The sequence below is a fragment of the Marinobacter sp. MBR-99 genome, assembly GCF_040547575.1.
Lineage (GTDB): Bacteria > Pseudomonadota > Gammaproteobacteria > Pseudomonadales > Oleiphilaceae > Marinobacter.
Genome location: NZ_JBEPPY010000025.1, coordinates 59,767 through 74,942, shown reverse-complemented (window position 1 = coordinate 74,942; position 15,176 = coordinate 59,767). Strand labels below are relative to the sequence as shown.

Below are 15,176 nucleotides of genomic sequence, written 5' to 3'. Positions count from 1 at the left end.
GAGAAGGTGATCTGATCCATGCTGGCAACGATCCTATGCGATTGACGATGGCCGTATTATCGCTGATTTTGGAGACTTATTCAGAGCCTCCTTAGAAAAGCAGTACTTCACAAAGCTGTCAGGTGTCTAGGATATTGGGGCTTGCCACACTGCGAAATCGAAGGGGGTATCGATGAAGCAGGTTATCAAGAATCTCCATCGGCAAATCGGTCTTCCAGTACGTTAATAAAACGTTGGTCTCAGTTAGCCACAAAAACGTGTTCGATGCCATGACGAACAAAGACTGATCATGTTCGCGGCGCATACATTGTACTCGCCAATTACAGAAAGCTAAGGAAGGTCTGAATAACCGTCGATTTTCACCAGCATCCGTTTGAGCCAGCAGAAAACGGAAAATTCAGACGCAACTCTCCATTTATTTGTATGTTTTCTGCCCGTTTCCCGCCATTTTGGCGGAAAATAGGCACACTGCCCCTATGCCAGCAGGTATTTTTCACCGATTAACAGATTACTGAACGCGGCCAACAAGTGCAGCCGGTTGGTGTTTTTCGACAGGCCGCGATAGCGAACCTTGTTGTAGCCGAACACCTGCTTGATGTACCGGAACGGATGTTCCACTTTTGAGGGGATGCTGGCTTTGATTTTCTCGGCTTTCAGCTTGTCAGCATTCAGGGCCTTCCGTGAACCCGGGCGCTTGGCGATGAACCAAGACACATTTTTACGGTGCTTGTGCTCGCCTCGCTTTTGTATGCCGAGGTAGCCGGCATCACCAAAGACTCGGCGCTCTTCACCGTGCAGCAGTTTGCCGGAAGGCACAATGTCATGGACATTGGCAGCAGTGGTGTCGATGCTATGGATAAGGCCCAGTGTGTCGTCGACGCCAATGTGCATCTTCATGCCGAACTGCCATTCGTTGCCCTTTCGGGTTTGGTGCATCTCCGGATCGCGCTTGCCAGAACTGTTCTTTGTGGAGCTGGACGCAGAGATGATGGTGGCATCAACAATGCTGCCTTCACGCAGCATCAGGCCGTTTTTCTCCAGGTGCTTGTTCACCTCTTTGAACAGCACCTTGCCGAGACCATGCTGCTCCAGAAAATGACGGAACTTAAGGATCGTTGTTTCGTCTGGCAGACGATCGAGCTTCAGGCCAGCGAACTGGCGCATGGATTCGATCTCGTACAATGCATCTTCCATGGCCGGATCGCTGAGGTTATAGAACAACTGCATGCAGTGAACGCGCAGCATGGCAGACAAAGGATAGGGAGGCCGTCCGTTCTGGCCCTTGGGGTAATAACGGGCTACCTTCTTTTCCAGCTGCTTCCACGGAATCAGCTTGTCCATCCGTTCCAGAAAGATCTCGCGGCGGGTTTTGCGCTTTTTGGTCTGGTACTCGGCTTCGGAGAAGGTGATCTGATCCATGGTGGCAACGATCCTATGCGGTTGACGACGGCCGTATTATCGCTGATTTTGGGGACTTATTCAGAGTCTCCCTAAGTGACCCAAATCATTTCTTTCATCATATGTTCGAGAATTCCCAAACTTGAGGCCTACGCCAGCAGATATTTTTCACCGATCAAAAGGTTGCTGAATGCAGCCAGCAAACGTTATTTAAAAACCTCTAACCGTTTAGTTGAGTAATAGATTGCCATCAGCACTGGTACGTCCTTGCTATAAAAAACTGTTTCATTAGCGCCATACCTTTGATTCAATTGGTCAAGTGTCCTGATATCAATACCGGATGTCAGAACCCGCCTCCCATTTACATCTCCAACAAGCCTGAATCTCACTCTGTTTGATTTACAGACTGCCTGCAGTTTGAACTCTGAGTAGCCCGTTCTTGGATGCCACTTTCCAACGGCTTCAACAGTGACACTTCCAAGAGAAGAGGCCGAAAACATTAAGTGCTTGGTGTGATTTAACCAAGATTCAGTGATATACACCTCAACCCATAGCGGTCGCGCAAAGTCACAATCTTTTATTGTTAAGAGGATCAAGTTCATATTTATTGGCTCACTCCGGTGACTGGCTGCTTCGGTTGCCACGCAACATATTGCCTTCAACTCTGGAGCCTTCCGTTCACCAAAGATTTCAGTTCAGTATCCGGATCCTCTATTAGTTCCGGGTTGATCGTTCTGCGTTGTTGAACGAGTGTCTTGCCTACCAAAAAAGCAAGGGGCAGGTTGACCGCGTCAACAGCAATAACACAGCCTTCGCGGAGATAGAACACGGCAAATCCTTTATCCTCGGGGGTGCCTCGAACCACTCGCTGATCATGATTTTGCGACAATCCTACCATCTGCAGACGAACATCGTACTGGTTTGACCAGAACCATGGAACGCTATCATAGGGTTTCTCCTCACCCATCAGGGTTGCCGCGGCTGTACGAGCCTGATCGACAGCATTGGCGACAGACTCGAGTCGTTGCATCTTTTCGAAGAAAAGATTCCGGTGCCGGGTGCAGTCACCGATCGCCAAGATGGCGGGGTCCTCGGTACGGGTAAATTCGTCAACAATAATACCGTTATCACAGGGCAGGCCGGCGTCCTTAGCCAGAGCGGTTTCCGGGATAATGCCGATCGACACAAGGACGATGTCGGCCGGTACGGTGCTTCCGTCCGCCAACGTCACGCCAGCCACATGCCCCTGATCGCCCGCTTCGAAGCCGGTTACCGCTGTGTTCAGACGTACGTCCACGCCGGCGCCACGGTGTTTGTCGTAAAGGAACGCTGATATTTCCGGGCCCGTAACGCGCTGCATAAGACGTTCGGCGGCTTCTAGCACCGTGACATTAACACCTTTTTTGTTGGCACTGGCCGCCACCTCAAGGCCGATGTAACCACCACCCACGACGACCAGGCGCTTTCCAGCAACTAACTGTTCACGCAGTACCTCTGAATCAGCTATGTCGTGCAGGTAATGAATGCCATTTAAGTCAGCCCCGGGCGCGTTCAGGTGTCGAAGGTGTGACCCGGTGGCCAGGACCAGTCGATCGTATTGCAGCCTGCTCTGATCCGACAAGCTGATGGTGCTACTGTCCCGATCAATTTGTTCGACGCGCACACCGAGCCGCAACTGATGGCCTGCGTTCTCGTATACCGAGCGCGGTTTCAGGTACAGCGACTCCTGATCAACGTCTCCTGTCAGGTAATTCTTGGACAGCGGCGGTCGATGGTAGGGCGGATGAGGTTCATTCCCCACCAGAACGACCTCATGTTGATATTTTTTTTGGAGTAAGGCTGTCAGGAGGGCACCTGCTGCGTGCCCACCGCCAACAATGACCGTCCTCTCTTTACGTTTGCTTACCATAGGCTATCTCTTTCGCTGTGCCCTGGGATTGGACTCTCCACACGTTCGGATGCCATCCTGGTCAATCGGTTAATTAACTGTTCGGTGTCAGTTTGACCATCAACCTGGAATAGCCCCGCACGAAGTTGGACTGCACCCGCTCGGGCTCTTCGACGACTTCGATGTTGTCAAAACGCTTGAGTATTTCTTCCCAGAGGATGCGCAGTTGCAGTTCAGCCAGACGGTTGCCCATGCAACGGTGAACCCCATAGCCGAACGACATGTGGTTTCGTGCGTCCTTGCGATCAATGATGAACTGATCGGGGTTGTCAAATTTGCGCTCGTCCCGGTTACCCGACGCGTACCACATGACAACTCGATCACCCTTCTTGATGGTCTGGCCGCCCAGTTCGACATCCTGCTTGGCGATTCGGCGCATATAGGCCAGCGGCGTTTGCCAGCGGATGATTTCCGACACCATGTTCGGAATCAACTCCGGTTTTGCCTTCAATTTTTCAAATTCCCTGGGGAATTCGTTCATGGCCACCAGGCCACCACTCATCGAGTTGCGCGTCGTATCGTTGCCGCCGACTATGAGCAGCGTCAAATTACCGATAAACTCCATCGGCCGATTGATCAGGTCTTTCGTTTCTTTGTTGCTCTGCAACAGGCTGATCAAATCGAAACCGGGCTCCTCGCCTGCTGCGCGGCGCGCCTCCTTGTCCCGCCAAAGCCTGGAGAAAGACCGGGCCATGTCTGCCGCGTCGTCAAACATGGCATTTTCATCGGCAAACTCCCCGCCGGTGGCCGATGCTGCACCTGCCATTCTGTCCGACCACTCAACCAGCTTGTGGCGTTCCTCGTAAGGAAAATCCAGAAGCGTCGCCAGCATGCGGCCTGTGAGTTCCTTGGAAACAGCAGGTACCCAGTTAAAGGGTTTGTCTGTAGGCAGGCTGTCAAGCACATCGCCGGTGCGTGATCGGATCAGCCCCTCCATCTCCTTCAGGTTTTTCGGTGCCACTACTCCCTGCACCGAGCTGCGCTGCACATCGTGTTTCGGCGGATCCATCGCTATGAACATTTCCACCGACAGCCCCTCCGGAGGGTCACCGAGAATGATTTGCGGCTCGGCGGAAAACAGGTCGTGACTCTTATCCACGAACAGGATGTCTTCAAACCGAGTTACCGACCAGAAGGGGCCGAAAGGGCTGTTCTTCTGGTAATGGACCGGCGCCTCATCACGCAACCGTTTGAAATAGGCGCGCCACTGACCCTGCCGGTATAAAAACGGATTGCTGACATCGATGTCCTCAAGGGCCAGCGTGTTAACGTCCGGGATGGGTGTTTCAACGAATTCGGGCATCGGTCGGCGTGGGCCGAAGGTCTTCCTCTTGGCGCTCATTAAGAATTTCAGTCCCTGAATTTGCCTCTGCATCGGCACCACCCTGGAGGTGGCGTTAATCAGTCGGGACTGAATGTCGTCAAATGTTCTGGGCAGTGTTGGCATGCGTCCTCCTGTGTTCACATCTGGAACTCGGGTAAATGCACGGTCATGCCGTCCATTTCATCAGTCAGTACCACCTGGCAGCCCAGGCGCGAAGTGCTCGCCCGCTCCGGTGTCATTGACAGCATTTGTTCTTCCTCATTGCCAGGCGTGCCTGTCTTGCTGAACCATTCGTTCGTGACGATAACGTGGCAGGTACCGCAGGCGCACTCCCCCCCACAATCCCCGTCGATACCGGGAATGGCGCTATCAACAGCGATTTGCATTACCGAGGAACCAGCTTTGAATTCTGCGACATGTTCAGTTTGATCATGTTCGATAAACGTAACTTTGCCCAATGTTGTTCTCCTACCAGCATTGATGATTGACAGATATTGCCTGTCTGCCAGCATATTTTTCAGGTCATTTCTTGACAAGCAGGGGTCATTTGAAGACAAAATGGCGAAACTTTAGGAAGGGGGGTATCAATGATGGCGGCGCGGAAGAAAATGGAGGAGTTGCAAAGTCCCGGTCCGGATATTCCATCGAATTACTCACGGCTAGTTGCACGTGAGCTGAATCTGACAGCCAGACAACTTCCGCGTCTGCTGCGGGGCACTGGACTTGGGGTGACGCAATTTTTGAGCGAGGACGGACTGCTTACTGTGGCTCAGCAGATACAGATCCTGCGTAATGCAATGGATCTGTCCGGCCAGCCAGAATTTGGGTTAAGGCTGGGTAAACGAATGACTCCGGCAACCCACGGAGCAATGGGGTTCGTGGCTTACAGCAGCCCCGACCTCCTCACTGCTCTACACGCGATTCGGACATTCCTGCCCACGCGCGCGAGCTTCATCCAGTTGCACTTGCAGCAAGTCGGTGAGCGTTTGGAATGTATTCTGCAGTACCTGGGGCCATTAGACGATGACATACAGCGTTGCCTGTCGGATGCGATGGTCAAGGCACTTTTCGAATTCGGCGAGTTCATGGTTGGCCGCCCTTTGCGCGAGGCTGAAGTATGCTTTGCCCATCCGAAACCCGAGTATCACGCAACGTATTCGGACTTTTTGTCCGGGCAGATTCACTTTGATTGCAGCCAATTAAAACTCAGCTTGCCGATGGCCTTGTGTCGGGAACCAAACGCCTCTGCCAATCATGAAAACTATCATCTGGCCATGCGACAGTGTGAAGCCATGCTTGCGCAACTTCAGTCCGATAAGCCAAGCTACCAGACCCGGCTGAAGAAGATGATGTTGTCCCGGCCGCCGGGAACGCTCAGTGAAGAGGAAGCGGCTGCTTCTCTGTTCATCAGCAAACGCACCCTGGCGCGTAAACTCAACCATGAAGGCAGCAGTTTTCGAAAAATCCGTGACGAGATTCTGTCTCAGCAGGCAGCGCTATACCTGCGTGACAGCGAACTGTCAATCGAGGCCATTGCCGCGTTGATGAATTATCACGACAGTGCCAATTTCAGACGCGCCTTCAAACGCTGGTTTGGCCAGCCACCTGAGCAATTCAGGCTAAACGTCAGATCACACACCATCTATACACGTGATTAACAAACATAAACCGGCGCTAATTACGCTTGGGGAGCCAGTGCCTATGTTCGTACACTTTTCCTGATTACACCATCCATGATGACGTTCCAGACAAAATCACCAATGCCGTCGAGTGTATAGACACCTTTCGGATCAAACCAGGTTGCGACCCAGTTGAGCGCCCCGAGGCCGATTAGGCGAAGCAGGCGAGCATTGACATCCTTCCGAATCACGCCTTGCTCAATCATCGTTTCGATGATCTCGGCCCAAAGGGATTCATACTGGTCACGCAAAGCGATGATGTCCCCGCGGGCCTCCGCGCTCAGTGAACGCCACTCAAACAAAAGTACGTAAACCGTATCCGAATCAACCAGCAGGGCGTGCAAATGTGCGTTGATACAAAGACGCAATCGTTCCACGGGATCGTCCGAGCTGGCGTACGCGGTTTCAACCTCTGTTGTAACCAGGTCTACTCCCCGACGCATCAGCTCAACGAGCAGCGCTTCCTTGCTGCTGTAACGATAATACAGACTTCCGGGCAGCATATTGCAGGCTTCGGCAATCTCCTTTAGAGACGTCCTTTCAAAACCTTTCTCTCGAAAGAGCCGGGCGGCGTTAGACAAAACGTTACCCTGATCGCCTAATTTGCTTGCAGGGGTAATCTGTCTGTCAACCATGGCTTAACCATCTCCTGAGCAATCCCGTTTATTAATCATCAGAGCAGCCATCATTCGATTCGTTTCACTGATCGCACGCCATTACACCGGTGCCGTGCCATTTGGATTAACAAAGTGTTGACTTTTGGTTGGTTGACCAACCAAACTTTGGAAACAATGCTACTCACAAGAGAACGCCATGGCAATGACCTATGACAATCCACTGGTCCTCTACACTTCCGCCCCTGCGCGAAATGCATGTCAGACTGGGCGGATCTGATGAACGATCTGAACAAACTTCAGCACAGTGACGCTGTGACGACGGCGTGGCAGTTCACCGAACAGGTTCCTCACGGCAGGGATCTGGGCATGCAAGTTGTCTCGGTAGACCAGGGCCAGGTCTGTATGCGGCTAACCCCGCAGTCATGGATGTTCGCCCATAAGGATACAAAAGAAATCTGCACCAGCGTACTTTACTCGCTGGCAGACTCCGCCGGAGGCTTGGCGGTATTCGCGGGTGCCCTGGAGTTGATGCCCATTGCCACTCTGGATCTGCGCATGGATTATTTGCGGCCTGCCATCGGCGACCGGGCCCTGTCAGCGGTGGCCACCTGTCGTCATTTATCGGACGATGTCGCGTTTATTCATTGTGACATCCTTAGCGAGGGAAATCGCGAGTTACTAGCGACGGCAAACGCCACCTTCATGCGTAACACCCAGGGACAGCAATTGCATGCAGGTGGACCAGGAAAGGAGAGCGCATGAGCACGACTGGCGATTCGGCCCCACAAATCTCAGGCACTGCGGAAAGTGCGAAAGAATGTGCTGACTGGCAGGCTCTTCTGGAGCGCATTCCCTATGCACAGCACCTCGGGCTTGAGGTTCAGCGCGGTGATGTAGGCGTATTGGTTCATTTGCCGTGTCGTGAAGCGCTGATTGGCAACTTCATGCTACCAGCCCTCCATGGCGGCGTGCTTGGAGCCCTGATCGAACTCACCGCGCGGGTGGCTGCGCAAAGCCAGGATGCAGAGACACGTTGCCCGCGCATTCTCGACAGCCACATCAATTACCTCCGCTCCGCGAAGGCCCGATCGACGTTCGCCAGGGCCGACATTATTCGGCAAGGCAGGCGCACCAGCCTGGTCCAGGTGACCTGCTGGCAAGGCGATGATAAAAAACCGATCGCCACTGGTCAGGTTCAGTTATTGCTCCCGACAATGGCCGCCCAACAAGAAGACCGTCATGGACATTAAGCACAACACACCTGAACGCGACGAATTCCGGGCGACGGATGGCGCCGATATCGCACTGTGGCGCTGGCCGCAATCCAAAGCGCGACCCACACTGCACTGGGCCCATGCCACGGGTTTCCATGGCCGCCTGTACCATCCACTGCTTGACGAGCTCGCCACGGACGTCAATGTCCTGGCCTGGGACATGCGGGGGCACGGGGCCAGCGCCGGTGCGGCGAACTTTTCGACATTCCGGGGCTGGGAAACCTACTATCGCGACATGATCGCTCTGCTGGAAAGCCTGGACGAGCCGGTCTGGCTCGCCGGCCATTCCATCGGTGCCACCACCAGCATCATGGCCGCTGCCCGACGGCCAGACAAAGTGCTGGGCCTGATTCTGGCGGAACCGGTGATCATGGATCCGGGGCAGGGCCGGAGATTGTGGCTGGCCAAGCTGCTGCGCCAGGGACACCGGTTGTCACTGGCCGCCGGAGCCGCACGTCGGCGCCCGGTATTCGACTCGCACGCCGCTGCGGTGGACAACTATCGTGGCCGCGGTGGCTTTAAGACCTGGCCCGAGGCATGGCTGGAAGCCTACGTTCAGCACGCCTTCGTACCGCAGGACGATCAAGTTCAATTGGCGTGTAGCCCGGACTGGGAAAGTACTACGTTTGCCCATACCGAACACAACCCGTGGCCGGGTATTCGTCAGTTGCGGTGCCCGGTTATCGCGCTGGCGGCAGAACGCGGGTCAACGTTCTCGCCGGCGGCCCGACAACGGCTGCAGACCCTGCTGCCCTCGGCTGACGTGAGGGTGGTTGAAGGGTCGCCCCATTTTCTGCCCATGGAGCAGAACGACACCGTTCGCGATGCCATCCTGCAACTTGCTTTGTCCGGATGCCGAGAGAACTGATACCCACACCTGGACTTTGCCAATCGGGACACCTGCCATGCGCTTTATGCTGACACTGTTTATCGTGCTGCTCGTTCTGTCTGGTTGTCAGCAGTCTTCGGAACCGCCCCCAGAGACCCGCGCCCCTATCCCCTGGGTAAAAACAGTTGAACTAAAGGAGGCTGGCCCAACAGCGCAGAGATTTTCAGGAACCCTGCGAGGCCGCCACGAAGTTCCTCAGGCCTTTCAGATCGCCGGTCGGATTCAACATCGTTACATCGATGCCGGTCAGCGAGTGAAACAAGGCGACTTACTGTTCAAACTCGATACACGAGACCTTGTAGCAACGGCGGAGGGAGCCGCCGCGGATCTGAAGCGTGCAGAAGCGGCCCTGGCAATTACCACCAATGAGCTCCAGCGCCAACAGCAACTTGTGGGGCGTCAGTTTGTCAGCGAACAAACCCTGCAACGCCTTGAATTGGCAGAGCGTGAGGCGCGCAGCCAGGTGCAAACGGCTTCTGCACGCAATCAGCAGGCTCAGAATGCCCTGGGGTATGCGCAACTAAAAGCCGCTAATGCGGGCGTGGTCACTGAGGTCATCGTTGAACCCGGCCAGGTTGTGAGTGTCGGTCAAACCCTTGCCGTTCTGGCCGAAGATCAATCGCTGGAAGTCGAGGTTTTTTTGCCAGAGGGCAGTAGCCCGCCCAGGCGCGGTTATGTTCCTTTACCCAATGGCGAACAGCTTGCTGTGAGCCTGAGAGAGATTGCCGGGGCTGCCGACCCGGCAAGCCGGAGCTGGCGTGCCCGATACAGCCTGGAGGGGCCCTACCCCTCATCTTTAACCCTGGGTTCGGTGGTGAGTGTCCAGTTAGCACAGAAGCAAACCGCGCCCAGCCATCGCGTACCGCTGGGTGCCCTCGATGAGAGAGGGCAAACGCCGCAGGTCTGGTTGGTCTCCGATGGCACGGTGAAGCCCCTGGCGGTCGAGGTTATCAATCTGGGGGAGGAGTATGCGCAGATCAAGGCCGATATCAACGCGGGAACGCCCATCGTCGCGTTGGGGACACACCTGCTCACGCCTGGCATGGCGGTGCGGGAGCTGGCTCAATGAGCTTACCGAATCTTTCCGCGCTGGCAGTGCGCGAGCGTTCGGTCACCCTCTTTTTTCTTTTGCTGTCCGTTGTTGCCGGTTTCTACGCGTTCTCCTCCCTTGGTAGGGCGGAAGACCCTGCGTTCACCGTCCGGGCGATGGTGGTTTCTGTCGTCTGGCCAGGAGCAACCCCCGAGGTGCTGCAGAATCAGGTCGTGGATCGTCTGGAAAAGCGAATTCAGGAGGTGGCGTATACCGATACCATTGAAACAACCATCCGGCCCGGGCAGGCCGCCATGCTTATCCGATTCCAGGATTCTACGCCCAGCGAAAAAGTGCCGGACCTCTTCTATCAAGTCCGCAAACGCATGCTCGATGAGAGGCCCAATCTGCCCCGGTATGTGATCGGCCCCATCGTCAACGATGATTTCGCGGATGTGTATTTCTCCCTGCTGGCGCTGACGGCACCCGGGATGCCAATGCGTGAACTGACCCGAGAGGCAGAATCGATACGGGATCGCTTGCAACGGCTGCCCGGCTTGCAAAAAGCACAGCTCCTGGCGGAGCGTCCTGAGCGGGTGTATCTCGAATTTGATCAGGATCGGCTCAACAACCTCGGTTTGTCGGCAGAAGAAGTGTTGCAGGCGATAGAGGCCAACAATCGTCTTCAGCCCCTTGGCTTTGTTGATCTTGCCGGCCCGCGGGTTTATGTCCGCAGCAACATCGACCTGTCTGACATTGAGCGCCTCACCTCAGTGCCTCTGCGTATCGGAGACCAGCTTATCACCGTGTCTGATCTGGCTGAGGTGCGGTCGGGTTATGAAGATCCTTTGAACTATATCGTCCGTGCCAACGGTGAGGATGCGATCCTGTTGGGTGTGGTCATGCGCGCGGGGGAAAATGGCCTGGAGTTTGGCGAGCGGCTGCGCGAGTTTGTCAGCGCTGAACAGGCCAGACTACCCCTGGGGATGTCAATACAGACCCTGACCGATCAGGCGGAAGCCATCACTCAGGCGGTTGATCTTTTTCAGGTCAAGTTTCTGGTTGCGTTGGTCGTCGTGATGGGGGTCAGCATACTGGCGATCGGTCTGCGCGCGGGTTTGGTGGTGGGCATTGCGATTCCTGTGACCCTCGGCCTGACCTTTTTGTTGATGAAAATGGCGGGCATAAACCTGGACCGCATCACCCTGGGTGCGTTGATTATCGCACTGGGCCTGTTAGTGGACGATGCGATCATCGCCATTGAAATGATGATTGTGAAGATGGAGAGTGGCTGGGACCGGGTACGGGCAGCCAGTCATGCCTGGAGCGTAACCGCCGCGCCCATGCTGTTTGGAACGCTGGTGACGGTGGCCGGATTTGTCCCCATCGGATTTGCCCAGTCCGGTGTGGGGGAATATACCGGCAACATCTTCTGGGTGCTGGCTTTTTCGTTGTTAATTTCCTGGGTGGTGGCGGTAACCTTTACGCCTTATCTGGGCGTCAAACTCTTGCCCGATTACACCGGGCATACGGGCCAGGACCTCTACCAAAGCGCGTTTTATCAACGGTTGCGCGGGGTGATCACAGCGTGTGTACAGTACCGGAAAACCGTCGTTTTTATCACAGTGGGTTTGCTGGGGATCAGTGCTTTCGGGATGGCAACCCAGGTGCAGAAGCAGTTTTTTCCCAGTTCTGATCGCCCCGAAGTTCTGATCAGTGTCTATGTTCCGCAGGGGAGCGCTATTGCCACCACGGATCAAAGTGTCAGACGCCTGGAAGCGATTCTGATGGACATGCCGGAGGTGAAGAGCCTTTCTGCTTACATCGGTGCCGGTGCGCCCCGATTCTTCGTATCGGCAAATCCTGAGCAGCCGGACCCGGCATTTGCCAAGTTGATTGCCATTGGGCAGGACGTTGAAGGGCGCGATCGCATCATCTCGGCGCTGGAAACCAGAATCGCGGCGGGTGAATTTCCGGAGGCACGAGTGCGGGTGACGCGTTTGCTGTACGGTCCCCCGGTGGTCTGGCCGGTCAGTTTTCGTGTGCTGGGCCCGGAATCCGATCAACTCAGAGAGATCGCGCACCAGATCCGCACTCTCATGACCGGGCATCCGAATATCGTCATGCCGCATCTCGAATGGGATGAGCGCGTGCCCACTCTCTATCTTGATATGGACCCGGAAAACCTGGGTTGGATGGGCCTGACCCCGGCGGAAGTTGCCCGGCAACTGCAGTTCCAACTCCGCGGAGTGGCCGTCACCGAACTGCGCCAGGGCATAAGGAGCGTTCAACTGGTGGCGCGTAATGCCCGTGGCGAAGTGATCATGCCGGAAGATCTTGAGATCAAAACCCGCGACGGCCGCAAACTTTCCGTACAGCAACTGGGCAAGTGGCAGGTTCGTTACGAGGACCCCGTCATAAAGCGTTACAACCGTGCCCCCTTCCTGGCCGTTCAGGCCGATGTAGAAGGTGCCCAGCCACCGGATGTCACCAAGGAGATCTGGAGTGCGATGACAACCCTGCGTGAACAGTTGCCGGAGGGGTATCGTATTGAAATCGGCGGTACGGTGGAACAATCAGCCAAAGCCAATGCTTCAATCCAGACATTACAACCGGTGATGTTGGCGTTGATGCTGATCTTTATCATGCTTCAGATGCGTTCATTTATCGGCACATTGACTGTTCTTGCCACCGCGCCACTGGGGCTGATTGGGGCTGTGCTGGCTCTGCTGCTGTTTAATCAACCCTTTGGCTTTACCGCGTTGCTGGGGCTGATTGGCCTGGGCGGCATCCTGATGCGAAACACCATGATTCTGACGCAGCAGGTGCAGGACAACTTCAAAGCAGGAATGGCTGCCCGGGAAGCCGTTGTCGAAGCGGCAGTCCAACGTGCCCGCCCCGTGGTGCTCACCGCCCTGGCGGCCGTTCTGGCGTTTGTACCTCTGACCTTTGACCTGTTCTGGGGACCGCTGGCTTATGTGCTTATAGGGGGCGTAGCGGTCGGCACTCTGATTACGCTATTGTTTGTCCCGGCGCTTTATGCCCTCTGGTTTCGCCTAAAGAACGAACACTGAGGAAAGCCGGCTACGTGAGTGCGGGCAAGTGCCCTGTCACGCAGCCGCCGGTCTGCAGATCGAGGGTGTTTTTTGCCTGCATTGTTTGTTGGTGCAGGTCCTTTAACCAATCTGCGCCTACTGGGCACCCTGGAGCCTGGCAGAGATCTGCGTCCGGAGCAGGAGCGGATTTCGTTTACGGCCTTGCGGGAGAGGTGAAATAAATAGCCATAGCCGCGCCTGGGCGTCTGTGGGTTAACGGTTCTGTTACCGGTGCTGCCACCGGGGCTGACGTTTCTCGAGAAAGGCGGTCATGCCCTCGTTGCGGTCTTCGGAGGCAAAGCTGGACCACAGCAGACGGCGCTCGTACTCGATGCCCGCTCTCAGGGGAGTCTCGAACGCCTGGTTAACCGCATCCTTGTTGATCATGGTCGCCATCTGCGAGTAGCCGGCGATCTCGGCCGCGACCGCGAGGGCCGTCTCGAGCAGATCGTCAGCCGGCACCACCCGACTGACCAGACCACTGCGTTCGGCTTCCTGCGCATCCATCACCCGACCCGTCAGGCACAGGTCCATGGTCTTAGCCTTACCGATGGCCCGGGCCAGTCGCTGGGTTCCTCCAGCTCCAGGCAGGGTGCCGATCTTCACTTCCGGCTGGCCGAAACGGGCGTTATCGGCGGCGATCAAGAGGTCGCACATCATCGCCAGCTCACAGCCACCGCCGAGTGCCAGGCCGGCCACCGCGGCAATCACCGGTTTGCGGCATCGGGTCACGGTTTCCCAGTTAGCGGAGATGAAGCGCTCCCGGTAAGCCCGGGAAAAGTCCAGGGCGTGGACTTCGGAAATGTCTGCGCCGGCGGCAAAGGCTTTCTCGTTGCCGGTAATGACAATCGCGCGAATGGCGTTATCTACTTCCAGGGTTTCCAGAGCGGACGTCAATTCGTTCATCAAAGCGTTGTTCAAAGCGTTGTACACTGCTGGCCGGTTGAGCCGGACGAGAGCCACCGCCTCGTGCCTTTCAAGCAATATGTTGCTGTACTCCATAACCACCTCTACTAATATCTGCTTTCTTATTACTTTTTATAGAAATCTATATCGTTGATGACGTCGATTTTAAAGGCTACACCCGAGCATTTTTTAACGCAACATGTTGACATATTAATTTGCAAAGGCGTATGTTGAAACTGACAAGGTAATGACCTGCTTTTGTGGTCAGGTCACCCAACAACAAACCAGACACAACAGGTGACTCAGATGGATACAGGCATCACTCTCAATCCGCAACGCCGTGCCGCCATGATCGAAAGCGGCGCCTGGACCGACAAGCTTATTACCGACTATCTGGATCAGGCAGTAGCCAGCACCCCGGACCGGGAAGCCATCGTCGGCTATCAGGTCACCAGCGACACGCGCGGCGCCCTCACCTATCGCGAACTCAATGACTGAGTCACCCGCATGGCCGCAGGCCTGGCGGCCATGGGTATTGACAAAGGCGACCTGGTGGCCTGCCAGTTGCCAAACTGGTGGCAGACCACCGCCCTGCATCTGGCCTGCATCCGAATCGGTGCCATTCTCAACCCGCTGATGCCCATCTTCCGGGAGCGGGAACTGCGCTTCATGCTCAAACATGGCGAGGCCAAACTTCTGGTGATTCCAAAGATCTTCCGTGGCTTTGACTACGAGGCCATGATTGACGGTATTCGCGGAGAGCTGCCGAACCTCGAAACACTGCTGGTCATCGACGGAGAGGGGGAACGCAGTTTTGAACACCGTCTGATGGAGACGCCCTGGGAAGAAAAGCAGGACACCAAAGCCCTGTTTGCCGAGCGCCAGCTCAGCGCCGATGATGCGGTCCAGATCCTCTACACCTCCGGCACCACCGGCGAGCCCAAGGGGGTTGTACATACCCCCCTCTGTCAGCCTAGTTGTCCAGTAGGCGGTTTCGCCTGAATTTAACCAATCAG

14 protein-coding genes are annotated in these 15,176 nt (G+C 55.6%); 8 read left to right on the top strand and 6 right to left on the bottom strand.

Annotated elements, in window-relative coordinates; all coding sequences use genetic code 11:
- Positions 1–474 precede the first annotated feature (474 nt).
- The 4 genes from ABIE59_RS18045 to ABIE59_RS18030 all read right to left on the bottom strand — a co-directional run bounded on the left by ABIE59_RS18045 (position 475) and on the right by ABIE59_RS18030 (position 5,206).
- Positions 475–1,419: an IS5 family transposase gene (locus tag ABIE59_RS18045; protein ID WP_011784144.1), complete on the bottom strand. Its 945-nt coding sequence runs from the start codon at positions 1,417–1,419 to the stop codon at positions 475–477.
- 637 nt (positions 1,420–2,056) lie between these two features.
- Positions 2,057–3,307: an NAD(P)/FAD-dependent oxidoreductase gene (locus tag ABIE59_RS18040; protein ID WP_011784143.1), complete on the bottom strand. Its 1,251-nt coding sequence runs from the start codon at positions 3,305–3,307 to the stop codon at positions 2,057–2,059.
- A 73-nt stretch (positions 3,308–3,380) separates the two neighbouring features.
- Positions 3,381–4,793 (bottom strand): cytochrome P450, encoded by a 1,413-nt coding sequence (locus ABIE59_RS18035; protein ID WP_011784142.1) that lies wholly within the window; start codon positions 4,791–4,793, stop codon positions 3,381–3,383.
- Positions 4,794–4,807: 14 nt separating this feature from the next.
- Positions 4,808–5,206, bottom strand: a complete 399-nt coding sequence (locus ABIE59_RS18030) for a 2Fe-2S iron-sulfur cluster-binding protein (protein WP_319802629.1) — start codon at positions 5,204–5,206, stop codon at positions 4,808–4,810.
- A 51-nt stretch (positions 5,207–5,257) separates the two neighbouring features.
- Between ABIE59_RS18030 and cypR the strand changes: the two genes are divergently transcribed.
- On the top strand, positions 5,258–6,328 hold the full coding sequence (gene cypR, locus ABIE59_RS18025) for a transcriptional regulator CypR (RefSeq protein WP_011784140.1): 1,071 nt from the start codon (positions 5,258–5,260) through the stop codon (positions 6,326–6,328).
- A 41-nt stretch (positions 6,329–6,369) separates the two neighbouring features.
- Here cypR and ABIE59_RS18020 read toward each other — a convergent pair whose 3' ends face one another.
- Entirely contained in the window at positions 6,370–6,984 is a 615-nt protein-coding gene (locus tag ABIE59_RS18020; protein ID WP_011784139.1) for a TetR/AcrR family transcriptional regulator, read from the bottom strand.
- A gap of 258 nt (positions 6,985–7,242) precedes the next feature.
- Here ABIE59_RS18020 and ABIE59_RS18015 point away from each other — a divergent pair, with 258 nt between their 5' ends.
- From ABIE59_RS18015 to ABIE59_RS17995, 5 genes are read left to right on the top strand one after another with little or no spacing between them, the layout of a single operon-like run.
- Complete coding sequence (locus ABIE59_RS18015) at positions 7,243–7,728, top strand: PaaI family thioesterase (protein WP_031209883.1); 486 nt, start codon at positions 7,243–7,245, stop codon at positions 7,726–7,728.
- Positions 7,725–8,216: a PaaI family thioesterase gene (locus ABIE59_RS18010; RefSeq protein ID WP_011784137.1), complete on the top strand. Its 492-nt coding sequence runs from the start codon at positions 7,725–7,727 to the stop codon at positions 8,214–8,216. Before ABIE59_RS18015 ends, ABIE59_RS18010 begins: the two co-directional genes overlap by 4 nt.
- Positions 8,206–9,108 (top strand): alpha/beta fold hydrolase, encoded by a 903-nt coding sequence (locus ABIE59_RS18005; protein ID WP_354449005.1) that lies wholly within the window; start codon positions 8,206–8,208, stop codon positions 9,106–9,108. The genes ABIE59_RS18010 and ABIE59_RS18005 overlap by 11 nt, the downstream gene beginning before the upstream one ends.
- A gap of 37 nt (positions 9,109–9,145) precedes the next feature.
- Entirely contained in the window at positions 9,146–10,198 is a 1,053-nt protein-coding gene (locus tag ABIE59_RS18000) for an efflux RND transporter periplasmic adaptor subunit (protein WP_354449003.1), read from the top strand.
- Positions 10,195–13,233 carry an efflux RND transporter permease subunit gene (locus tag ABIE59_RS17995; protein WP_354449001.1) on the top strand — a complete coding sequence of 1,013 codons (3,039 nt, stop codon included), beginning with the start codon at positions 10,195–10,197 and terminating at the stop codon, positions 13,231–13,233. Before ABIE59_RS18000 ends, ABIE59_RS17995 begins: the two co-directional genes overlap by 4 nt.
- 246 nt (positions 13,234–13,479) lie before the next feature.
- Here the strand turns inward: ABIE59_RS17995 and ABIE59_RS17990 are convergent, their stop codons facing one another.
- Positions 13,480–14,256 (bottom strand): enoyl-CoA hydratase, encoded by a 777-nt coding sequence (locus ABIE59_RS17990; protein WP_354448999.1) that lies wholly within the window; start codon positions 14,254–14,256, stop codon positions 13,480–13,482.
- A 201-nt stretch (positions 14,257–14,457) separates the two neighbouring features.
- On the opposite strand from ABIE59_RS17990, the gene ABIE59_RS17985 reads away from it, so the two are divergent.
- A complete protein-coding gene (locus ABIE59_RS17985; RefSeq protein WP_354448997.1) occupies positions 14,458–14,658 on the top strand; it encodes a hypothetical protein in 201 nt (66 codons plus the stop codon).
- A gap of 9 nt (positions 14,659–14,667) precedes the next feature.
- Positions 14,668–15,162, top strand: coding sequence for an AMP-binding protein (locus ABIE59_RS17980; protein WP_354448995.1), 495 nt, complete (start codon positions 14,668–14,670; stop codon positions 15,160–15,162).
- The last annotated feature ends 14 nt before the right edge of the window (positions 15,163–15,176 follow it).

What these genes read in the sequence shown, in the direction of transcription:
- ABIE59_RS18035 (WP_011784142.1), bottom strand. Translation starts at nt 4,793, where the DNA reads ATGCCAACACTGCCCAGAACATTTGACGACATTCAGTCCCGACTGATT.
- ABIE59_RS18010 (WP_011784137.1), top strand. Translation starts at nt 7,725, where the DNA reads ATGAGCACGACTGGCGATTCGGCCCCACAAATCTCAGGCACTGCGGAA.
- ABIE59_RS18040 (WP_011784143.1), bottom strand. Translation starts at nt 3,307, where the DNA reads ATGGTAAGCAAACGTAAAGAGAGGACGGTCATTGTTGGCGGTGGGCAC.
- ABIE59_RS17990 (WP_354448999.1), bottom strand. Translation starts at nt 14,256, where the DNA reads ATGGAGTACAGCAACATATTGCTTGAAAGGCACGAGGCGGTGGCTCTC.
- ABIE59_RS18000 (WP_354449003.1), top strand. Translation starts at nt 9,146, where the DNA reads ATGCGCTTTATGCTGACACTGTTTATCGTGCTGCTCGTTCTGTCTGGT.
- ABIE59_RS18015 (WP_031209883.1), top strand. Translation starts at nt 7,243, where the DNA reads ATGAACGATCTGAACAAACTTCAGCACAGTGACGCTGTGACGACGGCG.
- ABIE59_RS17980 (WP_354448995.1), top strand. Translation starts at nt 14,668, where the DNA reads ATGGCCGCAGGCCTGGCGGCCATGGGTATTGACAAAGGCGACCTGGTG.
- ABIE59_RS18045 (WP_011784144.1), bottom strand. Translation starts at nt 1,419, where the DNA reads ATGGATCAGATCACCTTCTCCGAAGCCGAGTACCAGACCAAAAAGCGC.
- ABIE59_RS17995 (WP_354449001.1), top strand. Translation starts at nt 10,195, where the DNA reads ATGAGCTTACCGAATCTTTCCGCGCTGGCAGTGCGCGAGCGTTCGGTC.
- cypR (WP_011784140.1), top strand. Translation starts at nt 5,258, where the DNA reads ATGATGGCGGCGCGGAAGAAAATGGAGGAGTTGCAAAGTCCCGGTCCG.
- ABIE59_RS18005 (WP_354449005.1), top strand. Translation starts at nt 8,206, where the DNA reads ATGGACATTAAGCACAACACACCTGAACGCGACGAATTCCGGGCGACG.
- ABIE59_RS18020 (WP_011784139.1), bottom strand. Translation starts at nt 6,984, where the DNA reads ATGGTTGACAGACAGATTACCCCTGCAAGCAAATTAGGCGATCAGGGT.